We start from the raw sequence: 20,487 nt of genomic DNA on the forward strand, positions 1-20,487 counted from the left end.
GAATTCCTTACGGTGTGGTGGGTGGTGACGGACGACGGCAGCCTGGCTGCCGCCCGGACTACCGGTTGCTTGACAGCGTATCGACCTGGGCGGCGTACGCCTCGGTCGCCTTGCGCGGCACGACGACGACCGGCACCGGGCTGTGGCGGAGGATCTTTGTCGCGTGCGAGCCGAGCGAGACGCGCGCGAGCGCGCCGAGGCTGCTTGAACCGACGAGCAGCACCTCGTTCTCGAGCCACTCGATGCTGCGCATGGCCTCGCCCCAGGTGCCGCCGACGCCGACGGAGACCTCGGCGGCCACGGGCTGGCGCGACAGGTCAGCGATCGCGCCGAGCAGCTCGTCGGTGTGGGCGCGGATCACACTCTCCCACTCCTCGATCACCTCGTCCTGAATGTCGAGGCCGATCGCGGCGGTCGTGATCGCCTGCGGCCGCATCGCGAACGACGCGATCCGGATCCCGACGCCGGCGTCTGCCGCGATGGCCGCGGCCCCGAGGATCAGCTCCCCCGACGTCTCCGAGCCGCTGTAGGCCGCGGTGATCCTGCTGAGGCGGTCGTGCGCCGCGATCGTGAACCCGTGCGGGGCAATCGCAACCGGCAGGTGCGCGCTCTGCAACAGGCCCTGCGAGATCGAGCCGAGGGTGAGCTGACCGTGCTCGGCGTCGCGGGAGGCCCCGACGACGAGCCGCACCGCGTGGTGCTCCTCGCTCACCTGCAGGAGGCCCTTGCGCGCCGAGGACGCGTTCGCCACTACCTCGGTCACGACGATGTCCTCCGGCACGACGGCCCGTGCCGCGGCGATCGCCGCTTCAGCCCGCTCGCGCAGCGCCTGCTGGTACGCCGGGTCCTTCGACTGGCGCGACGGCGGCCAGGACTGCGCGATCACCGAGGCGATCACGAGGTCTTCGCGGTACGAGCGTGCGAGCAGCACACCCAGGTGCACGGCGGCCTCGGTCGAGTGACCGGGCGCGACGCCTACGACGATGCTCACAGTGATGACCCTTCGTTGGTGGAGTGGTTGGATGCGCGGAGCGCCTCGACGGCACGATCCTGTTCGAGCTGCTTGCCCAGCGTCGAGTTCTTGCGCCCGGTAAAGAAGTACCAGACGAGCACGAGCGCGGTCCAGATGGCGAACACGATGATGGTGATGGGGCGGAGATCCTTGATGATCCAGAGGCAGCCGAGAATCGACAGGATCGGCACGACCGGGTAGAACGGAACGCGGAACTTGCGCTCGAGGTTCGGCTCGCGCCTGCGCAGCACCATGACGGCGATCGAGACCACGAGGAACGCGGCGAGGGTGCCGATGCTCGTCATCTCCGCGAGGAAGTTGATCGGGAGCACGCCGGCGAGCACCGCGACGATCGCGGAGACGATGACCGTGTTCGCGACCGGGGTCATGGTGCGCGGGTTGACCTTCTGGAAGATCTTCGGCGCCATGCCGTCACGCGACATCGCAAACAAGATGCGGGTCTGGCCGTAAAGCACCACGAGCGTGACCGAGAAGATCGAGATCACGGCGCCCGCGGCGACGACGGTGCCGGGCCAGCTGGCCCCGAGCAGGTTTTCCAGGATCACGGAGAGCCCGGCCGACTGGCCCTCGAAGTCCTCGCTCGGCTGCGCGCCCAGCGCCGCCATGGCGACGATGACGTAGACGACGATCACGATGACGAGGGCCGAGATGAGCGCGATCGGCAGGTTGCGGCGGGGGTTCTTCGCTTCGTCGCCCGCGGTGGCCACGGCGTCGAGCCCGACAAACGAGAAGAAGATGATGCCGGATCCTGCCATCACGCCGGCGAAGCCGAGTGGGGCGAAGTTCGCGAAGTTGTCGACCTGCCAGCCGGTGAAGGCGATCGCCGCGAAGAAGAACAGCACGGAAACCTTGATGAGCACCATGATGGTGTTCGTGACGGCCGACTCGGTGGTGCCGCGAATCAGCAGGATCGCGCACATGGCGATCAGCAGGATCGCGGGGAGGTTGATGATGCCTCCCTCTTCGGGCGCGTAGGAGAGCGCGTGGGGCAGCTCGAACCCGAAGAGGTTGTTGATGAGCTGGTTCACGTACTGCGACCAGCCCACCGCGACAGCCGCGGTCGAGACGCCGTACTCGAGCAGCAGACAGGCGGCGACAGCCATGGCCGGCATTTCGCCGAGCGTGCTGTAGGCATAGGAGTAGGACGAGCCCGAGACCGGGACGCTACTGGCGAGCTCGGCGTAGCAGAGCACCGAGAGCCCGGCGACGATGCCGGCGATCACGAACGACCAGATCACCGCGGGGCCCGCGATCGGCACCGCCTCGGAGAGGATGAAGAAGATGCCGGTGCCGATCGTGCCACCCACACCGATGAGGGTGAGCTGGAACAGGCCGATGGACCGCTTCAGACCGGATTCGGACTCGCTGAGTTCTTTCGGTACCGGTTTTACTCGGAACAGCTGCTCACGCACGGTTGTCATGCGGTTTCTCCAAACTTCGTTGTTGTGAAAGGGGGAAAATCTGTGGGGCGGGCGGCGCTATGCGCGCACGACGCGGAGCTTCGACACCTCGGGGTCGACGGCGCCGCGCACGTAGCCCGAGGGCGAGGCGGCCACCGCGGTGAGAAAGGCGACGGCCTCGGCCGTGATCTCCTCGCCCGGCATCAGGTTCGGGATGCCCGGCGGGTACGCCGCGAGGGTGTCGGCGCTGACCCGGCCGATCGCAAGAGCCGCGGGCACGAGATCGGTCGCCGCGAAGAACGCGTCGCGCGGCAGCATGCGAAGCGCGCCCGGCGCCGGAAGCGGGGGGAACGCGACGTCCGCCGCATGACGGAGGCGCTCAGCGGCGGCGGCGGGCGAGTCGACGACGACGTCCAGCGCGGAGAGCACTCGAGCGACGTCCGGGGTCTTCCCGGCGCCGATCACGGCGACGAGCGTCGTCGCGGTCGCCATCTCGAAGTAGATGTCGTGCTGCGCGATGAGGCGGTCGCGCATCCAGTGCCCGCTCACCCCGGCCGCGCTGAGGTCGATGGGCACCCGCAGCGGGTCGACCTCGACCGTGTCGGACAGCTCGAGGAAGTGGTCGCTGACCACGCCGAAGCGGTCGTCGGCACGCAGCAGCGCGCGGAAGCGCTCCGCCACCTCGATCGAGGCGCCAATGCGGGCGTGCCCGGTGACGAGCGCGAGGCGGGCGACATCGATCGAGCCGCGCAGCAGCGAGCTCGCCGAGGTCGACGAGGTCATGGTAAACGCCCGCTCGATCAGCGGCTCGAGGGCGTCGGCATAGGCTCCGTGTCCGAGCAGGAGCAGCGCGGACTGGGTGAGCGAGCCGGCAAGCTTGTGCGTGCTCGAGACGACGAGGTCGGCGCCGAGCCGGGCCGGCGACTCGGGCAGCGCCTCGTGGAAGCCGAAGTGCGGCCCCCACGCGCCGTCGACGATGAGCGGAATGTCGTGGGAGTGCGCGACGTCGGCAAGCCCGCGAACGTCGGCGACGGAACCGAAGTAGCTGGGCGAGACGACGTACACGGCGGCGGGGGTCTCGCCCGCGAGCGCTGCGGTATTCAGCGCCTCGGCCAGCATCTCGGGCGAGACGTTGTGCGAAATGCCGTGCACCCCGTCGACGGTCGGCAGGACGAACGAGGGGGTGAGGCCCGCGGCCAGGATCCCGTCGCTGAAGCTCGAGTGGGCGCTGCGCTGGGCGAGGATGCGGTCGCCGAGGCCGCGCACCGCGATCGCCGCCGTGCGGTTGGCCTGCGAGGCGCCGTTCGACAGGAACCAGGCGCGCTTCGCGCCCCAGGCCTCCGCAGCCAGGTGCGACGCCTCGGCGAGGGGTTCGTCGCCCGCCATGTCGATGCCGTCGATCATCGGCGGGATGTCGCGAAGGGCGGCGCGCTCGCCGACGAAGTCGTGCAAGAGGGCGCTCATCTCGTCGGTGACGCAGCCGTGCCCGGGCACCATCAGGTGCAGGGGCGCGCTTGAGGCGTGGCGAGCGAGCGCGTCGGCGTAGGGCGCGCGGAGGTGGCGCTCGGGGACGGGGCCCGCACCTGGGCGCCAAGAGTCCAGGGTGGCCCGGGGCGAGAGAGCGAGCGTGGTCTGCTCGTCCATTGACGTATTTGCGGTCATCTTCGCACCTGCTCTTCGGGTTACACACTGAGTCGAACGCCTTATTCTGCGCCGCGGATCGGAATTGCACTATCCCCGAAACCTCCAATCCAGCTTCAGATAGAATATGAAGCTTGCCCCACATGCCAGAAAGGCACCGCATGATCGATCTCCGCCAGCTCGAGGCGCTGCGCGCCGTCGCGCAGGAGGGCTCGGTGGCGCGCGCCGCGAAGCTGCTCGGGTGGAGCCACCCGACCCTCGACTATCACCTGCATAACCTCGACCGCCTCGTCGGCGAGCCGACGACGGTGCGCGGCCCCCGAGGAACCAAGCTGACGGCGGTCGGACAGCTGCTGCTCGAACGCGGCGGCGAGATCCTGACGCTTGCGAGTCTCGCCCTGTCCGATGCGCGCGAACTCACCCAGATGGGGCGGGTGCGTCTGCGCGTCGGCATGTTCCCCACGGCCGCCGCCATGCTGCTGCCGGCGACCGTGGCGCGGCTCTCGAGCGTCGATATCAAAGTGGACACTGTGCTCAACGAGCTCGGCCCGCTAGTCAACGCGGTGAACCAGCGCGAGGTGGACGCGGCCCTCGTGTACTCCATCCCCGGCCACCGCCTCTCGCTCCGAGCGGACGTCCACACCGTCGAGGTGATGCGCGACCCCATGCACCTGGCGCTCCCCGCTTCCCACCCCCTCGCTGGGCGGTCGAGCCTCGACCGCGCCACGCTGCTCAGCCTGTACGACGAACCCTGGCTGCTGGGCGCCGCGAACGACGACCCGATCGACCGCGTCATCACCGACGCCTTCGCGGCGGCCGGGCACCGCATCAAGCCCGTCATCCGCACCGACGACTTCCAGGTCATGCTGGGCATGATTGCCGCAGGCGTGGTCATCGGCCTGGTGCCGCAGCTCGCGATGCGGACCCACCACTCGGGAATCTCGTTCGTGCCGATCGACGACCCCTCGTTCACGCGCACGATCCTGCTCGCAACCCCGCGCCCCTCCGTGGCGACGGCGCCGTCCGCGGCCATGAAGCATCTCGTGGCGGCCCTTCGGCACGCGATCCAGGCCACCGACTGAGTCGGCCGGCCTGCGGCGCCGTTCCCCCGGCGCGGCAGGCGGGCACGGTTTCAGGCGTGCGCGAGAATAGGCGCATGGTCGCCACCCCCGAATCCCCCGCGCCCGCGCGCGCGGCGGTCGACGGATCCCGCTCACAGACGCTCTCCCGCGGGCTCGAGGCGCTCGAGATCCTCGCCGACGCCGGCTCCCCGATGTCCATCGCGGACCTCGCCGCGGGCCTCGGGCTGCACCGATCGAACGCCTACCGGATCCTGCGCACCCTCGAAGATCATCGCTTCGTGCTGCGGGACGCCGCGGGGCTCATCCGCCTCGGGCCGAAGATCGCGCTGCTCGCGCACGGGGTCTCGAGCTCGCTGCAGCAGGCCGCGCGGCCCGAGCTGACGGGGGTCGCGAACGAGCTCGGCGCGACGGCGTTCGTCGCGGTGCTCGACTACGATTCGGTGCTCACCCTGCTCAGCGCCGAGCCCGACCGCGCCCACGCTGCGATCGCGCAGCGCCCGGGCACCCGTCACCCGATCGGGCTCGGGGCGCCCAGCCACGCCATCGAGTCGATCTTGACCCCGACCGAACGTGCGGCTTTCCCCGAGGGCACGGTGCCCTCGAGGAAGCCGCTCGACGCCGGGTACGCCATCAGCCAGGACGAGGTCATCCCTGGGCTGACCTCGATTGCCGTACCGCTGCGCCTCACGGGCGAACCGGCAGCCGCCATCGCGATCGTCTACGTGGGCTTGAGCCTCTCGAACGAGGCCATCGCCGAGCGCCTGCGGCTTGCGGCGTCACGCATCACGACCACGCTCGGCAGCCTCGCGCGGGGCTAGCGGCGGGCAGCGCTGCAGCGTCCACCCCATCTCGTGAGCGCAATGTGTCGCTTCAGCGCGCGCGAACCTGCACATTGCGCTCACGAGATGTCAGGGCGAGCGGGGCGAGGAGCTAGATCACGCCCTCCGAGAGCCGGTTCGGCGTGCCGAAGCGATGCGCGGTGATCGAGATGGCCTGCTCGTGGAGGTGGGGCAGCATCTCCACCCGACCGGCCGAAACGACCGGTCCTCCGTACACCGCGACGTCGGGCTTGCCGCCCGTGGCCGCGTAGGTGTCGGCCACCACCGAGGCGCGGGCCGCGCCGGCGACGACGCGCACACGGGCCCCGGCGTGCGGACCCTCCTGGGCTGCCAATGCGCGGGCGCGGGATGCCCAGGCCGCGGCGTCCTCCACCGCGACCGTCACCCCGGCCGATGCGAGCGCCTCGCCAACGGGCTGGGGCAGCGGGAATGCCGCGCTCACGAGCGGCGCGGCGCCAGCCGAAAGGCCTGCCGCCACCGCGCGCACCGCGTGGTGCAGCGGAGCGTCGGCGGAGACGCGAATCGTGACCGGCACCGGCAGGTACCGCAGGATATTGCGCTCGACCCCGAGCGCCGAGATGTCACGGGCCGTGCCGAACTCCTCGTCCCAGGCGTTCGCGTCAGAGCCGAGGGCCGCGCGCAGCCACTCAAGCTCGGCGCCCTCGACGCCGGCGCGCGCCGCAGCAGACAGTAGCGGTCCCGCGGTGGGGCGCGGGCTTCGCGGCGCGGCCGAGATCGGCGCGTCCGTCCAGTCGCCGAGCCCGTGCAGGTAGTTCGGGCCGCCGGCCTTCGTCCCCGCGCCGATCGCCGACTTCTTCCATCCCCCGAAGGGCTGGCGCTGCACGATCGCGCCGGTGATGCCGCGGTTGACGTACAGGTTGCCCGCCTCGATGCGCGACAGCCAGCGGTCGAGTTCATCGCGATCGAGTGAGTGCAGGCCGCTGGTGAGGCCGTAGTCGATCTCGTTCACGATGTCGATGGCCTCGTCGAGCGTTTCGGCCGTCATGATGCCCAGGATCGGCCCGAAGTACTCGGTGAGGTGGTACTCGGAGCCGCGCTTGACGCCGTCCCGCACACCCGGACTCCAGAGCTTGCTCTCCCCGTCCGGCCCGGCCGCGAGCGGGCTGTTACTCGCGACCGGGGCGGGCTGAATGAGCCAGCTCTCCCCCGCGCTGAGCGTCGTGAGCCCGCGCAGCAGCTTGCCCGTGGGCGGCGCGATGACCGGCCCCATCTGGCTCTCGATCTGCTCAGGTGTCCCGACCTTGAGCGAGCGCACCGCGTCCAGCAGCTGACCGCGGAACCGCTTCGAGGTCGCGGCCGAACCGACAAGCACGACGAGCGAAGCCGCCGAGCACTTCTGGCCGGCGTGGCCGAACGCCGACAGGGCGACGTCCTTCGCCGCAAGGTCGAGGTCGGCGTTCGGGGTGACGATGATCGCGTTCTTGCCGCTCGTTTCGGCGAGCAGCGGCAGGTCTCGCCGCAGCCCACGGAACGTCTCGGCGGTCTCGTACGCGCCGGTCAGGATCAACCGGTCCAGCCGCGGGTCGCCCACCAGAAGTGAACCGAGCTCCCGGTCAGCGAACTGCACGAACTGCAGCACCTCGCGGGGCACGCCCGCCTCCCAGAGCGCCTCCGCCATCACTGCGCCTGAGCGGGCCGCCTGCGTCGCCGGCTTCAGGATCACGGCGGATCCTGCCGCGAGCGCGGCAAGCGTGCCGCCCGCGGAGATCGCGACGGGGAAGTTCCAGGGTGGGATGACGGCGGTGAGGCGCTTCGCCTCGAAGCGCGCGCCGTCGACCCGCTCGACCCGCTGGCCCAGGCCCGCGTAGTAGTGGGCGAAGTCGATCGCCTCGGACACCTCGGGATCGCCCTGGTCGAGGGTTTTGCCGCACTCGGCACCCATCACCTCGAGCAGCTCGGCGCGGCGCGCTTCGAGGCGTTCGCCGGCGCGGTGCAGGATCTCGGCGCGGCCGGCCGCGCCCAACGCCTGCCAGTCCGCGGCCGCCGCGATGCCCCGCTCGATGATCTTGCCGAGTGCCTCAGCGCTCTCAACCCGGCTGCCGAGGACGGTCCCGGATCCGAGCTGCGAGCCCGCCATGCGGCCGACGATCGCGCGGCCCCACAGCCGGTTGCCGGGCAGATCGGGGTCGGTGTCGGGCGTGTTCTCGAAGGCCAACGCCTCGGTGGCCCGGGCGTTCACACGACGCTCGACGCCGGCCTCGTCGAAGTGGCGGCGATCCTGCACGCGGTTGGGGCGCGGTGCGTGGCGGTTGTCCTCGCTGCCGGCCATCGCGTCGAGTGCCCCGAGGGAGGCGAGGAAGCGATCCTTCTCGCGCTCGAACAGCGCTGCGCTGTCGTTGAGCTCGAACACCGCCGACATGAAGTTCTCCTGGCTCGCGCCCTCCTCGAGTCGGCGGATCAGGTACGCGATCGCGACGTCGAACTCGGCGGGGTGCACGACGGGCGTGTACAGCAGCAGCGAGCCCACCTCGCGCCGGACGGCCTCGGCCTGCCCCGTCGCCATGCCAAGCAGCATCTCGAACTCGATGCCGTCGGTGACGCCGCGCGCCTGGGCGAGGCGCCACGCGAGCGCCACGTCGAACAGGTTGTGCCCCGCGACGCCGACCCGCACATTGCCGATCCGCTCGGGGTGCAGCGCGTAGTCGAGCACGGCCTTGTAGCTCGTGTCCGAGTCCTGCTTCGTGCCCCAGGTCGCGGCGGGCCAGCCGTGCACGGCGGCGTCGACGAGCTCCATGGGGAGGTTGGCGCCCTTCACGACACGCACCTTGATCGCACCGCCGCCGCGTGCGACTCGGGCGGCGGACCACTCCTGCAGGTGCATCATCGCGCCGAGGGCGTCGGGCAGGTAGGCCTGCAGCACGATGCCCGCCTCGAGCTCCAGGAACTCCGGGCGATCCAGGATGCGCGTGAACACCGCGAGGGTGAGGTCGAGGTCCTTGTACTCCTCCATGTCGAGGTTGATGAACTTCGCCGGGCTCGCCTGGTTGGCGCGCTCGAACAGGGGCACGAGGTGGGCCTCGATCTTGTCCACCGCCTCGTCAAATGCCCAGTGGTTGTGGGGCGCGACCGTCGAGGAGACCTTGATCGAGACGTAGTCGACGTCGGGGCGGGCCAGTAGCGTGTGGGTGCCGGCGAGTCGACGCTCGGCCTCGTGCTCGCCCAGGATCGCCTCACCCAGCAGATTGACGTTCAGCCGGACGCCATCGCGCTTGATCTTCGCGATGGCCGGGCCGAGCTTGGCATCGCTCGCGTCGACGATCAGGTGGCTGACCATCTGGCGCAGCACTCGCCGCGCGATCGGGACGACGACGCCGGGCAGCACGGGAGCAGTCGCCCCACCCAGGCCGATGGCGCCGCGCAGCGCTCCGGGCAAGAACTTCGGGGTCAGGGGCACGAGCTGCTGCAGCTGCTTCGCCGCCACCTTCAGGTCCTCAGGCCGCACCACTCCGTCGACGAAGCCCACCGTGAAGTCGAGCCCGTTCGGGTCGCGCAGCACGCCCGCGAGGCGCGCGGCCGAGGCGTCGGCCGGGATCGCCGCGGCCTCCGCCAGCCAGCGGCGCACGAGCGCGATCGCGTCGTCCGCGAGATCCTGCGGGCGGGCCAGGGCGCTCGGGCTGGTGTCGGCTGCGTGGGAGGAGGTCAACGGTGGGCCTTTCGTCGCGGTGTGGGCGGACGGGGCGGGCGGTTTGGCCCGCGTAATCACGTCTTGTGGCAAGTGTGACTCGCCCATAAGGTGAAGTAAAGCGACGCTTACTGAGCAATAGCATGAAGCAAAACTGCACAATAGAAGGGACCGAGCCATGCTCGACATGAAGCGGCTGCGGCTGTTGTGGGAACTCTCCGTGCGCGGCACCGTGGCGGCCGTGGCGGAGGCGCTGAACTACAGCCCCTCCGCGGTGTCCCAGCAGCTCGCGATCCTTGAGCGCGAGGCGGCCGTCCCCCTGCTTCGCCGCACGGGGCGCACGCTCGAGCTCACCGCGGCGGCGCGCGCGCTCGTCGCCGAGACCGAGGCGCTCCTCGCCGGGCTCGAACGCGCCGAGGCCGCGCTGCACCGCGGACTCCCCGAGGTCTCCGGCACCATCCGCGTGGCCGTGTTCCAGACCGCGGTGCTCGCCATCATGCCGCAGGCGCTCAGGCGGTTGCGTGCGCTGCACCCGCACTTGCGCGTCGAGATGGTGCAGCACGAACCGGAGTCGGCACTCCACGAGACGTGGGCGCGCGGTTTCGACCTTGTGGTCGCCGAGCAATATCCCGGCCACGCAGCGGCCCACTTCACGGGCCTGGATCGCGAGCCGCTCACCGAAGACCTCATTGAACTCGCGCTCCCCGCCACCGGTTCGGGCGACGCGGAGTTCGACCGGGCACGCACCCTCGCTGACGCGGCGCTGCTCCCGTGGGTGATGGAACCGCGCGGCGCCGCCTCCCGGCACTGGGCGGAACAGGCATGTCGCAGCGCCGGGTTCGAGCCCGACGTGCGCTACGAGACGGCCGACCTCCAGGCCCACGTGCGCCTCATTGAGTCCGGGAACGCCGTCGCCCTGCTGCCCGGGCTCGTCCACGTGGGCAGCACCCGCCGCCTCCGGCTCGAGGCCCTGGCCGGCGAGCCCCGCCGCACGATCTTCACCGCCGCACGGGCCGCGGGCGGCGCCCACCCCGCGCTCGCCGCCGTGCGGGAGGTGCTCGGCGAGGAGGCGCGGGCGCTCGGGTAGGCGTATAGACTTACCGCGTCAGGCGCTGGTGAAAGCGGCGCCGGTGTTCGAAAAAGGAGCACACGAGCGGCATCGAGGCCGGCGGCATTCTCGCCAGGCACCGGCTCGCCCCAGTCGCCGAGAGACACATACGGATCCTGCCCCATCGCACCGTAAGGTTTCTCCATGCCCCAGCCCGACTCGTCGAACCCCACAACCGTTTCCGCCCGACTCGCCGAGGTCCTCGCCGGTCACACGCGCCAGGCCTTTGGGCTCATGGGCAACGGGAACGCGCACCTCATCGACGCGCTCACCGCACAGGGCGTCACGTTGACGACCGTGCGGCACGAGGCCGGAACGGTCGCCGCAGCGGACGCCTACACTCGGGTGTCCGGCAAGATCGCAATCGCCACTACGACCTATGGCGCCGGGTTCACGAATGCCCTCACCGCCCTCGCCGAGGCTGCCCGCGCGCGCACCCCGATGCTCGTCGTCGTCGGCGACGCCCCGAACAGCGGGCCAAGGATGTGGGACGTCGATCAGGACATGCTCACCGCGGCCCTCGGCATTCGCTTGTACTCGCTCTCCCCCGCCGGCATCGCCGAGACGGTCGCCCGCGCCGTCGCGACCGCTGAGCGCGCCCGGAGGCCCGTCGTCCTCGCGATTCCCTACGATCTCGCGAATGCGGTCGTCCCCGCGCCCGCTGCTCCAGTCGTCGCGTCGACCGAGATCGATCTCAGCGACCCGGATCTCTGGCGCTCGCTCAGCGCGGCGCCCGCCGACGCGACGCACCGCCCCCCGTCCGAGTCTCCCAGGCGGGCCGCAGCGGTGGCGGCAGACACCCCCACCGACCTGTCCGCAGCCCTCGATGCGCTGAGCGGCGCGGCGCGGCCTCTCGTGCTCGCAGGCCGGGGAGCCTGGCTCGCGGGCGCGGGCAACGAACTCGGCCAGATCGCCGACACCCTCGGTGCCTTGACCGCCAGCACGGCCCTCGCGCGCGGCATCTTCCCGGACGAGCGTTACGACCTCGGGATCACCGGCGGCTTCGGCCAGGAGGCCGCGATGGCGGCGGCCGCCGCGGCCGACGTCGTGCTCGTCGTCGGGGCGAGCCTGAACCAGTTCACGATGCGCTTCGGCGAGCTGTTCGGCCCCGGCGCCACGGTCATTCGCATCGACCTCGATCAGGTGGCGCCGCCCAAAACGGCGCACCCGATCGCACACGTGCTGCTGCAGGGCGACGCTCAGGTGCTGGTTCGCGCTCTGGGCGAGGCGTTGCTCGGCGCCCGCCCCAACCCCAGCGCCTGGCGCGAGAGCGTCGCCGCCGAACTCGTCCCCGGCGGCGCGCTGCGCGTACTCAACGACGGCAGCTCCGAACACCCCGATGGGGTCTGCGCCGACGGCCGACTCGACCCCCGCACAGTGGCCGCGCGCATCGCCGAGTTGCTTCCCGCGGACCGTCACGTCACCACCGACGGCGGCCACTTCATCGGCTGGTCGAACATGTTCTGGCAGGCCGCCTCGCCCGAGCGTTCGATCATGGTCGGCACGGCCTACCAGACCATCGGCCTCGGCTTCCCCACCGTCGCGGGCATCGCGGCTGCCGTCCCAGACACGACCGTCGTGCTCGCGATCGGCGACGGCGGCGGGCTCATGGCGCTCGCCGATCTCGAGACCGCGATCCGTACCGCGAATCGCTGCATCATCGTCGTGTTCAACGACGGGGCCTATGGCGCGGAGGTGCACCTCTACGGGCGCATGGGGCTCGATCAGACCCCCATGCTCATCCCTGACGTCGACTTCGCGGGGCTCGCGTCCGCGCTCGGCGCGACCGGGGTGCGCGTGGACCGGCTCGACGACCTCGCAGCGCTCGAAGCATGGACGGCGGCGGGCGGCAGCGGCACGATCCTGCTGGACTGCCGGGTCTCTCGCACGGTGATCGCTCCGTACCAGGAGGAGATTCTGCGCGCCAACGGCGTCTCGTAGATCTTTTCTGTCTACACTGGAGAAAATCCCGCCCCGCCCTCGTCGCAAGGAAGCGCATGCCCAAAATCATTGACCATGATCAGCGACGTGAAGACATTCTCGATGCAACCTGGGAGCTCCTCGTGCGCGGTGGCATCGAGGCGGCGACGATGCGCGAGATCGCGGCGCAAGCCGGGTTCGCGAATGGCGCCCTCAAGCACTACTTCCCCGGCAAGGACGACATCATCAAGGGCGCCTACGAGCGCTCACTGCACCGCCTGGGCGACCACGTCGCGGCGGCCACCGAGGGCATGCGCGGCCTCGCGGCGCTCGAGGTCGCGCTGCGCGCAACGTTGCCGACGGCGGCGGCCGACCAGACCGCATCGCGGATCCTGTTGTCCTTCTGGGAGCGCGCCGCGTTCAGCCCCGAACTGCGCGACGGCTACGGCGACCACCTCGCTAGCTGGCGCGCCGGGCTTGTGCAATACCTCGAAGAGGCGCGCGAGGACGGCGACATTGACAGCCCAGTCTCGAACGAGCAGCTGGTAGACGAGGCCGTCACCATGAACATCGGGGCGACGCTCTTGCAAGCGCTCGGCACCGACTACGTCAACGGCGACTATCTGGCGTCGCACGTCGACGCGTTCCTCGACCGGATCCGGGTAGCCCGGTAGCAGCGAACAGGCGCGCGGCCCACTACGGAGCCGCGCGCCTTGCTGCTGCCCGTTCGGGCCTACGCCGCGGTCGCGACGAGCACGCGCGGGCTCCCGTCGAGCTCGACGAAGCGCTCCACCTGCCAGCCCGACTCGGCAAGCCACGACTCGACGTCCTCGATGGGGTACGCGACGGTCCCGTCGATGTTGAAGTACTCACCCGCGTGTAGGGCATCGATCTTGCGCTGCACCCCGTCCTGGTCGAGGAAGAAGTCGAGCAGCAGGAGCGTCGCCCCGTCCGCCGCGGCGTCGCGCACGTTCCGCAGAATGGTGCGGTTCTGCTCGGCGTCGAAGCGGTGCAGCACGTGGGTGAGTAGTACGAGGTCGTGCGCACCTCCCGGCACGGCCGACTCGGTCGCCCCGCCCTCGACAGTCGTGCGATCGGTCACCCCGGCATCATCGAGCGCGACCGCGACCGAATCGACGAAATCGGGCGCGTAGACGAAACGGGCAGACAGCTCGGGGTTGCGGCGCAGCGCCTCGAGGGTGAACCCGGGGGCCAGCCCGCCAAAGTCGAGGGCGTTGCGGAACGAGCTGAAATCGAAGGCGTCTCCGAACTGCTCGGCGTGCAGGGCGTTGTAGGTCATGACGCCCGCCATGAAATCACTCCAGCCTGCCTCGTCCAGGTCGAGCGTGCCGGCTTCGTCGGAGTCGACCGTGCGGTCGTAGTTTAGCCACTGCGGGTAGCTAATGTCGTTGAGGAAGGCGAGGAACGGGGTGAGGTCGATGTCGCCCGTGCCCGAGAGGTATGCCCGCGCGTCGTCCGCCAGCGAGTACGTGGCGTCCGAGCGCTCGAGGAGCCCCTGCGCGTTCGCGGAGTCGGCGAGGATCCGGATCTGGCGCTCGGAGACGCCGGTCGCGGCCGCCAGCTCGGGGATGGTCTTCGACCCTCCAGCCAGCGCACGGAAGAGCCCGACGCGACTCGCGGCGAAGAGCTGCTTCGCTCCCATGAACCCGATGGCGATGTCGAGAATGCGGTGTGGCGTTGCGGGTACTGACGATGCAGTCATAGCGTCTCCTGAGTGTGGGCCGCCCCTCGTGCGGTGACGAGCGGACGGCAATGTCCGATAAGTGGTACTGCGGAAACTCTACAAACGTTGAAAATAAAAGTCCAGCCGCTCGTCGGTTTATTTTCTACTACCATAGACAAACGCGCAGTCGCGCGCCCCTTCACTGTCGAAAGAGCGCATCATGCCCCTCTCCACCCACCGCTCCCCCGCCACCACAGGCACCCTTCCCCCCGTCCTCCTCGTCCACGGCTTCGCGTCGAATGCTGCGGCGGACTACGTGGACACCGGATGGCTCGCGGCGCTCCATGCAGCCGGGCGGACGGCCGTCGCGATCGACCTTCCCGGTCACGGCGACAGCCCGAGCATCGAGTCGCCCGAGCACGCGACGACGAGCGCAGTCGTAGCCGCCATCCTCGACGCCGCCGAGGCCTCGTTTCCCGAGGGCAAGTTCGATGTCATCGGCTACTCGCTCGGCGGCCGGCTGTCCTGGGAACTCCCCACCGCGAGCCCGCGCATTCGACGCCTCGTCCTCGGCGGCGTCAGCCCGTTCGAGCCGTTCGCCGCAATTGCGCCCGGGGAGATCGAGACGGCGCTCGCCGGCGGCGATAGTGGCAACCCGCTCGCCCAGATGTTGGCCGGGATGATCAGCTCCCCCGGGCGCGACACGGCATCGCTCTCGCGCCTGATTGCGGGGCTCGCGAGTGAGCCCTTCCAGCCAGAAACAGGCGGGCCCGCCGTCCCCACCCTGCTCGTCGCGGGCGACGACGACCCACTCACCGGGGGCATCGAGTCGCTGGCGACGGCGATCCCGAACGGCAGCCTCGTCCGGGTGCCCGGCGACCACCGCGGCGCGCTCGACAGTGCCGAGTTCCGCGCCGCGGCGATCGCGTTCCTCACCGAGTAGGCGCCGCTACAGCTGCCAGACACCGTCCGAGCGCACCTCGCGGTCGAGCCACAGCTCGGCCGTGAGTGCGCGGAGGCGTTCGTCACCGACGCGCTCGAGCAGCGCGAGCGCCCCGAGGTTGTCCTCGAACTGCGCAACGCTTGAGGCCCCGAACAGGACGTTTGCCGTGGCCGGGTGCGTGAGCGCAAACGCGATGCCGAGCTGCGCCGGCGTCGCCCCGAGCTCTTCGGCAATCTGGAGCGTGCGCGGATAGATCGCCACGATCTGCTCGCGGATCCCGCCGACATCGGCGCCTATTTTTCGACTCGGCGCGAGCTTGCCCACCAGGATCCCGCCCTCGAAGAGGTCCGACGCCTGCAGCGCGAGGCGACCCTGCTCAAACCAACGGCCGTAGTGCTCACCCTCCGCCATGCTGCGCCGCACCAGCCCGTACTTCAGCTGCGCGAAGCTCGGCGGGGTGAGCCCCTCGGCGTCGGCGACCCCCAGGGCGGTCTCGAGCGCGCCCGCCGACCAGTTGTTCACGCCCCAAGAGGCGAAACGTCCGGCGTCGATCTCGGCCTGCACGTCGCGCACGACCTGGCGAATATCGAGGTCCGCCATGAAATCGCCCACCACCACGGTGTCGAAGCGCTCGGCCTGGACCCCGCCCCGGCTGATCCGCTCGAGCGAGACGTCCATCTGCTCGGCGAAGCCCACCCCAGGGTATTCCCAGAGCCAGAGCTTGCCGCAGAGCTGGATGTCGCCTCGAGTGAGCCCCGACTCGAAGAGCGCTTCGCCAAACAGCAGGTCGGTGCGCGAAGCCTCGGCGTGCGGGCCCATGTTGTAGTACGCCACATCAAAAAACGCCGAGCCCACCTCATGGGCGCGGCGCATCAGTGCGATCCGCTCAGCGGCCTCCATCCGGTCCCAGATGTTCCATGACCCAAGTGCGAACACCGGAACTACGGGCCCACCCGGCCCCAACTGTCGCACCGGTACTGTGCCCTCAAACGCGCCGTTCGCCACTGCTGCCTCCTTGCAGGTCGGACCCGAGTCGCTCCCGGTTCCCTTTTTTCTACGTTCGTATAATATCAAGGTGCGCGCTCGCTTGATAGGGCGTGATCCATCGACAAAGGAGTCCTCGTGCCCGAATCCCGTTCCGTCCTCATTACCGGCGGCGCCGGCGGCATCGGCCGCGCCATCGCGCACGCGTTCATTGCGGTGGGCGACCGCGTGATCATCGCCGACCATGACGCCACCGCCGCAAACGAGGCCGCCACCGAGCTCGGAGCGGCGGCCTCGGCCCTCGCGCTCGACATCACCGACCCATCGGCCGCGGCGCTCGCGCTCGCGTCGGCAGGCCCCATCGACGTGCTCGTGAACAACGCCGGGATCCTGTCGGTGCACGGCGCCGTGACCGCGCTCGCCCCCGAGGACTACCGGTCGATCCTCGAGGTCAACGTGATCGGCACCTTCACCATGGTGCAGGCGTACGCACGCCACCGCATTGCGCTCGGCGGTGGCGGCACCGTCGTGAACATCTCGTCGATCGGCGGCCGCCAGCCGACCCCCGGCATGGGCGCCTACGAGTCGAGCAAGGCCGCCGTCGATTCGGTGACGCGCTGGGCCGCGATCGAGCTGGCTGAGCACGGCATCCGCGTGAACGCGGTCGCGCCGGGCCCGGTCCTCACCCCCATGCTCGCGCAGGGCATGCCCGAGGGTTCCCCCGCACGCGCGGCCTGGTCCAGCAGGATCCCGCTCGGGGACCTCGCCCACGTCGAGCAGGTGGCCGCCCCGGTCGTGTTCCTCGCGAGCGAAGCTGCGGCGCACATCACGGGAGTCAGCCTCGCGGTCGACGGCGGTCAGCTGCTGACGTAGGCGTGCCCGCTGAGACCGAGCAAGCAGGGTTGCTTTCTCGTAATTTCTCCGGTTCATCCGCAAACTCGTGCGATCCGGCGATACTTGACACCAGAGACTCGGCTATGCCGACGAGCCGGAAAGGGCGAACGCATGAACAACCGAAACGGAGAGGTCGACGCGTTCCTGGCAACGCTTGACCACCCTTTGAACGCGGTCGTCCAACAGATTCGGGGGGCGATTCTCGACGCGGAGCCCGAACTGACGGAGCAGATCAAGTGGAACGCGCCGAGCTTCTGCCGCGATGGGGTCGACCGCGTCACGTTTAATTTGCGGCCGACGGATCGGATTCAGCTGATCTTCCACCGTGGAGCGAAGGTCGGAACGGATGCAACGCCGTTTCGTTTTGTGGATCCCACCGGTCTGCTGTCGATGATCACCGAGGAGCGCGGCCAGGTCGTTTTCCCGAGCGCCCAGGAGGCGCGTGACCAAGAGGATTCACTCTTGGCACTGGTGCACGCCTGGGTGCGCACCTGATCCGCGAGAATCCTGTGGCCAGGAACATGCGCTCCTGACGTGTGATTGCTGGTGATGCACCGCTGTTCCCAGGCGTCAGCGCCGCCGATCACACACGACGCGAGTAGACGACCTCGCCGTCGAGCACAGTGCATTCAACGGGCACATCGGGCAGCCCCGCGGCTCCCGCCGCAAGCACGTCGCCACCGAGGACGACGAGGTCGGCCACCTTCCCCACCTCGATCGTGCCCTTCCACGACGCCGCGCCGTCCTGGGCCGCGGGGACGGCGGTGTACGCGCGCAACAGGTCGATCAACCGACGCTCACGCGCGCCAGCCTCGGATGACGCGCCCATGTCGAGCATGCGCTGCTCGGCGCCCGCGACACCGACCCGCCAGTCCGGGCCCAGGATCGGCGCGTCCGACGACAGCGCCAGGACGCCAGCAGCGAGCGCCTCTTCGAACCGCCACGCCTCGTCCGCGGTCTCGGGGCCGGCCGTGGCAGCCACCCAGTCAGCCGTCGCCGTGGCGATGCCGGACTGCGCGTTGATGAACATGCCGAGCTCGGCACAGGCCGCAATCTGCTCGGCCGTGGCGAGGTCCCCGTGAATCACATAGTGGCCGGGGCCAGGTAGCCCACCCTGCAGCGCAGCGACCTCGTCGATCACGGTCTGAATGGTGCGGTCGCCCGTCGCGTGTACGGCGACCTGCAGGCCGGCATCGTGGCCCGCACGAACCATGGCGGCGAGCGCGACGGCACGCTCCTCAATCGGGGCATTGGGGCGCGCGCCCTCGACCAGCAGGCCCCCGTGACTCCCGTCGTCGTAGGGCCGGCTCACCCACGCCTGGCGCATCGGGGGAATTCCGTCGCCGAAGATCTTGAGGCCCGCGAGGCGCAGCCACTCGGGCCGCCCGAGCGGGGCCATCTCGGCCAGCTCAGTCGCGCCCGCGCGCACACGCTCGAGCGCGCTGGGCCCGTCGAGCACCCCATAGAGGCCGAGCACGCTGACGCGCTGCCGCAGGGACCGTGCCTGTGCGAGTTCGCGGTAGGCCTCGAGTACGTCGGCGTCGAAGCATCCCGTCTCGCCGCCGTCTTCGCCGGGCCCGAGTCCCCCGTCGGTGTAGCTCGTGACGCCGAATTCGCTGAGCAGCTGGCCCGCGCGTTCAAGGGCCGCGACCCGGTCTGCCCGGGAGTGCAGCAGCCGAACGGCGCCCGGGTCGTGGCCCGCGCCGACTCCGCCAGCAGCGCCGGCTCCGAAAAACGTGTGGGGCCATCGTGCGCCCAGCCAGGCCGCGTGGAGGTGCGAGTCGTTGATGCCGGGCAGCACCGTGCGACCGGCGAGCTCGATCACTCGGGTTCCGGCGCCGATCAGCCCCGACGGGTCGCCGCCCACGGCCACGATCCTGCCGGAGCGCACCGAGATTGAGTCGGCCCGGGTACCTGCCTCGTCGAGCGTCAGCACCGTGCCGCCGCGCAACACAAGGTCGGCCGGCGCCTCCGCCCGTGCAGACACACCTGCCGCGACCGGCGTTTCCATTCGTTGCACAGCGCTCCTCCTTGAGGCGAATGTGGCGCCCGAATCCGGGACTTCCACTTTAGGTCAACATATGTAGAATAACCACAACCCCGGTCGCCGAGCAACGGTGCGCCGCCGGGGTTCTCGCAGAACTGGAGTTTTCGATGACGATCCCCACTTCCACGCTCGCCGCCGTGCTCACCGAGCACGGCGCACCCCTCACCCTGCAGCGGCTGCCGCTCCCGGAGACCGTCGAGCCCGGCGCCGCCCTCGTGCAGATCACCTGCACGACCCTCTGCGGAACCGACATCGAGATCTGGGCCGGCAAGATGACCTTCCCCGGCATGCTGCCGATGGTGCTGGGGCACGAGATGGTGGGACGCGTGGTCGCCGTGGGCGCCGGCGCGGTGGACGCGCTCGGCGCCCCCCTCCAGGTCGGGGATCGCATCGGCTGGTCCGAGTCGGTGTGCGGCCAGTGCTTCGGGTGCACCGTATTGCGCCAGCCGGTGGCGTGCAGCCGCCGCGGCTACGGCTTCCTGCAGCGCAGCGACGTGGCGCCCTTCGCTACGGCGGGGCTCTCGGAGTACGCCTACGTGACCCCCGGGGCCCAGAAGCTGCGCCTCCCCGATGAGGTCAAGGACACCTGGGCGTCGCTCGCCGGCTGCGCCGCGAAGACGGTGCTCCGCGCATTCGATCGGGCCGGCGGCGTGCGGCCAGGCTCCCGCGTCATCGTGCAGGGCTCGGGCGCACTCGGCCTGTTCGCCACGGCCGTCGCCAGCATCTCTGGGGCCGCCACCGTCATCACGGTCGGCAGTCCGGCGCCCAGGCTCGAGCTCGCACGGCGCTTCGGAGCGACCCACACGATCGACATCGCGGGCGGGTCCGAGGCCACCGTCGCCCGCGCACTCGAGCTGACGGGCGGCCAGGGCGCCGATCTTGTGCTCGACTTTGCCGGGGCCCCCAGCATCGGCCCGGAGGCGATCGGCATGGCCGCGCAGCGCGGCGTGATCGCCATCGTCGGCTCCACCGGCCCCACGGGCGACCCGTTCCCGCTCTCGGCGATCATGGGGAAAGAGCTCACGCTCGTCGGCTCGCTCAACGGCGACGTCTCCGACTACTTCCGCTCGATCGAGTTCTTCCGTGCCTTCGCCGATCGCTTCCCCTGGGACGAACTGTTCTCGGCCCCCTGCGGGCTCGACGAGGCCTCCGCAAAGATCGCCAACATGCACAAGCTCGGCGAGGTCAAGGCCGTCATCGACCCACGCATCGCATCGGGCACCACCGCACAGGCCCGGCAGTAGCTACCCCTTCAGACGAAAGCGAGAC

At 70.1% G+C, this 20,487-nt stretch carries 16 protein-coding genes; 9 read left to right on the forward strand and 7 right to left on the reverse strand.

Annotated features, from left to right (window positions below; genetic code table 11):
* Positions 1-58: 58 nt before the first annotated feature.
* The 3 genes from KOE53_RS10730 to KOE53_RS10740 are packed head-to-tail and all read right to left on the reverse strand — an operon-like array spanning position 59 to position 4,095.
* Positions 59-991 (reverse strand): universal stress protein, encoded by a 933-nt coding sequence (locus KOE53_RS10730; protein ID WP_188058459.1) that lies wholly within the window; start codon positions 989-991, stop codon positions 59-61.
* Positions 988-2,454: an amino acid permease gene (locus tag KOE53_RS10735; protein ID WP_188058460.1), complete on the reverse strand. Its 1,467-nt coding sequence runs from the start codon at positions 2,452-2,454 to the stop codon at positions 988-990. The genes KOE53_RS10730 and KOE53_RS10735 overlap by 4 nt, the downstream gene beginning before the upstream one ends.
* Before the next feature lie 57 nt (positions 2,455-2,511).
* On the reverse strand, positions 2,512-4,095 hold the full coding sequence (locus KOE53_RS10740) for an aminotransferase class I/II-fold pyridoxal phosphate-dependent enzyme (protein WP_251364290.1): 1,584 nt from the start codon (positions 4,093-4,095) through the stop codon (positions 2,512-2,514).
* 140 nt (positions 4,096-4,235) lie between these two features.
* On the opposite strand from KOE53_RS10740, the gene KOE53_RS10745 reads away from it, so the two are divergent.
* Positions 4,236-5,156, forward strand: coding sequence for a LysR family transcriptional regulator (locus KOE53_RS10745; protein WP_188044650.1), 921 nt, complete (start codon positions 4,236-4,238; stop codon positions 5,154-5,156).
* Between the two features lie 74 nt (positions 5,157-5,230).
* Positions 5,231-5,974 (forward strand): IclR family transcriptional regulator, encoded by a 744-nt coding sequence (locus KOE53_RS10750; RefSeq protein ID WP_188044651.1) that lies wholly within the window; start codon positions 5,231-5,233, stop codon positions 5,972-5,974.
* Between the two features lie 112 nt (positions 5,975-6,086).
* Here KOE53_RS10750 and KOE53_RS10755 read toward each other — a convergent pair whose 3' ends face one another.
* Complete coding sequence (locus KOE53_RS10755; RefSeq protein ID WP_188058461.1) at positions 6,087-9,746, reverse strand: proline dehydrogenase family protein; 3,660 nt, start codon at positions 9,744-9,746, stop codon at positions 6,087-6,089.
* Between the two features lie 70 nt (positions 9,747-9,816).
* Here KOE53_RS10755 and KOE53_RS10760 point away from each other — a divergent pair, with 70 nt between their 5' ends.
* From KOE53_RS10760 to KOE53_RS10770, 3 genes are all read left to right on the forward strand, one after another.
* Complete coding sequence (locus tag KOE53_RS10760) at positions 9,817-10,725, forward strand: LysR family transcriptional regulator (RefSeq protein ID WP_188058462.1); 909 nt, start codon at positions 9,817-9,819, stop codon at positions 10,723-10,725.
* 165 nt (positions 10,726-10,890) lie between these two features.
* A complete protein-coding gene (locus KOE53_RS10765; protein WP_188058463.1) occupies positions 10,891-12,687 on the forward strand; it encodes a thiamine pyrophosphate-binding protein in 1,797 nt (598 codons plus the stop codon).
* A gap of 56 nt (positions 12,688-12,743) precedes the next feature.
* Positions 12,744-13,340, forward strand: coding sequence for a TetR/AcrR family transcriptional regulator (locus tag KOE53_RS10770; protein WP_188058464.1), 597 nt, complete (start codon positions 12,744-12,746; stop codon positions 13,338-13,340).
* Between the two features lie 59 nt (positions 13,341-13,399).
* Here the strand turns inward: KOE53_RS10770 and KOE53_RS10775 are convergent, their stop codons facing one another.
* Positions 13,400-14,389, reverse strand: a complete 990-nt coding sequence (locus KOE53_RS10775) for a methyltransferase (RefSeq protein WP_188058465.1) — start codon at positions 14,387-14,389, stop codon at positions 13,400-13,402.
* A 181-nt stretch (positions 14,390-14,570) separates the two neighbouring features.
* On the opposite strand from KOE53_RS10775, the gene KOE53_RS10780 reads away from it, so the two are divergent.
* Positions 14,571-15,293: an alpha/beta fold hydrolase gene (locus KOE53_RS10780; protein ID WP_188058466.1), complete on the forward strand. Its 723-nt coding sequence runs from the start codon at positions 14,571-14,573 to the stop codon at positions 15,291-15,293.
* A 6-nt stretch (positions 15,294-15,299) separates the two neighbouring features.
* Here the strand turns inward: KOE53_RS10780 and KOE53_RS10785 are convergent, their stop codons facing one another.
* Positions 15,300-16,298 carry an aldo/keto reductase gene (locus tag KOE53_RS10785; protein ID WP_353055637.1) on the reverse strand — a complete coding sequence of 333 codons (999 nt, stop codon included), beginning with the start codon at positions 16,296-16,298 and terminating at the stop codon, positions 15,300-15,302.
* Between the two features lie 117 nt (positions 16,299-16,415).
* On the opposite strand from KOE53_RS10785, the gene KOE53_RS10790 reads away from it, so the two are divergent.
* Positions 16,416-17,150, forward strand: a complete 735-nt coding sequence (locus KOE53_RS10790) for an SDR family NAD(P)-dependent oxidoreductase (RefSeq protein ID WP_188058468.1) — start codon at positions 16,416-16,418, stop codon at positions 17,148-17,150.
* Positions 17,151-17,282: 132 nt separating this feature from the next.
* A complete protein-coding gene (locus tag KOE53_RS10795; protein WP_188058469.1) occupies positions 17,283-17,666 on the forward strand; it encodes a DUF1801 domain-containing protein in 384 nt (127 codons plus the stop codon).
* A gap of 88 nt (positions 17,667-17,754) precedes the next feature.
* Here KOE53_RS10795 and KOE53_RS10800 read toward each other — a convergent pair whose 3' ends face one another.
* Positions 17,755-19,182: an amidohydrolase gene (locus tag KOE53_RS10800; protein ID WP_188058506.1), complete on the reverse strand. Its 1,428-nt coding sequence runs from the start codon at positions 19,180-19,182 to the stop codon at positions 17,755-17,757.
* Between the two features lie 143 nt (positions 19,183-19,325).
* Here KOE53_RS10800 and KOE53_RS10805 point away from each other — a divergent pair, with 143 nt between their 5' ends.
* Positions 19,326-20,462, forward strand: coding sequence for a zinc-binding dehydrogenase (locus KOE53_RS10805; RefSeq protein ID WP_188058470.1), 1,137 nt, complete (start codon positions 19,326-19,328; stop codon positions 20,460-20,462).
* The last annotated feature ends 25 nt before the right edge of the window (positions 20,463-20,487 follow it).

Origin of the sequence: Leucobacter sp. CX87 (assembly GCF_018682295.1) — a bacterium.
In the GTDB taxonomy this organism is placed as follows: domain Bacteria; phylum Actinomycetota; class Actinomycetes; order Actinomycetales; family Microbacteriaceae; genus Cx-87.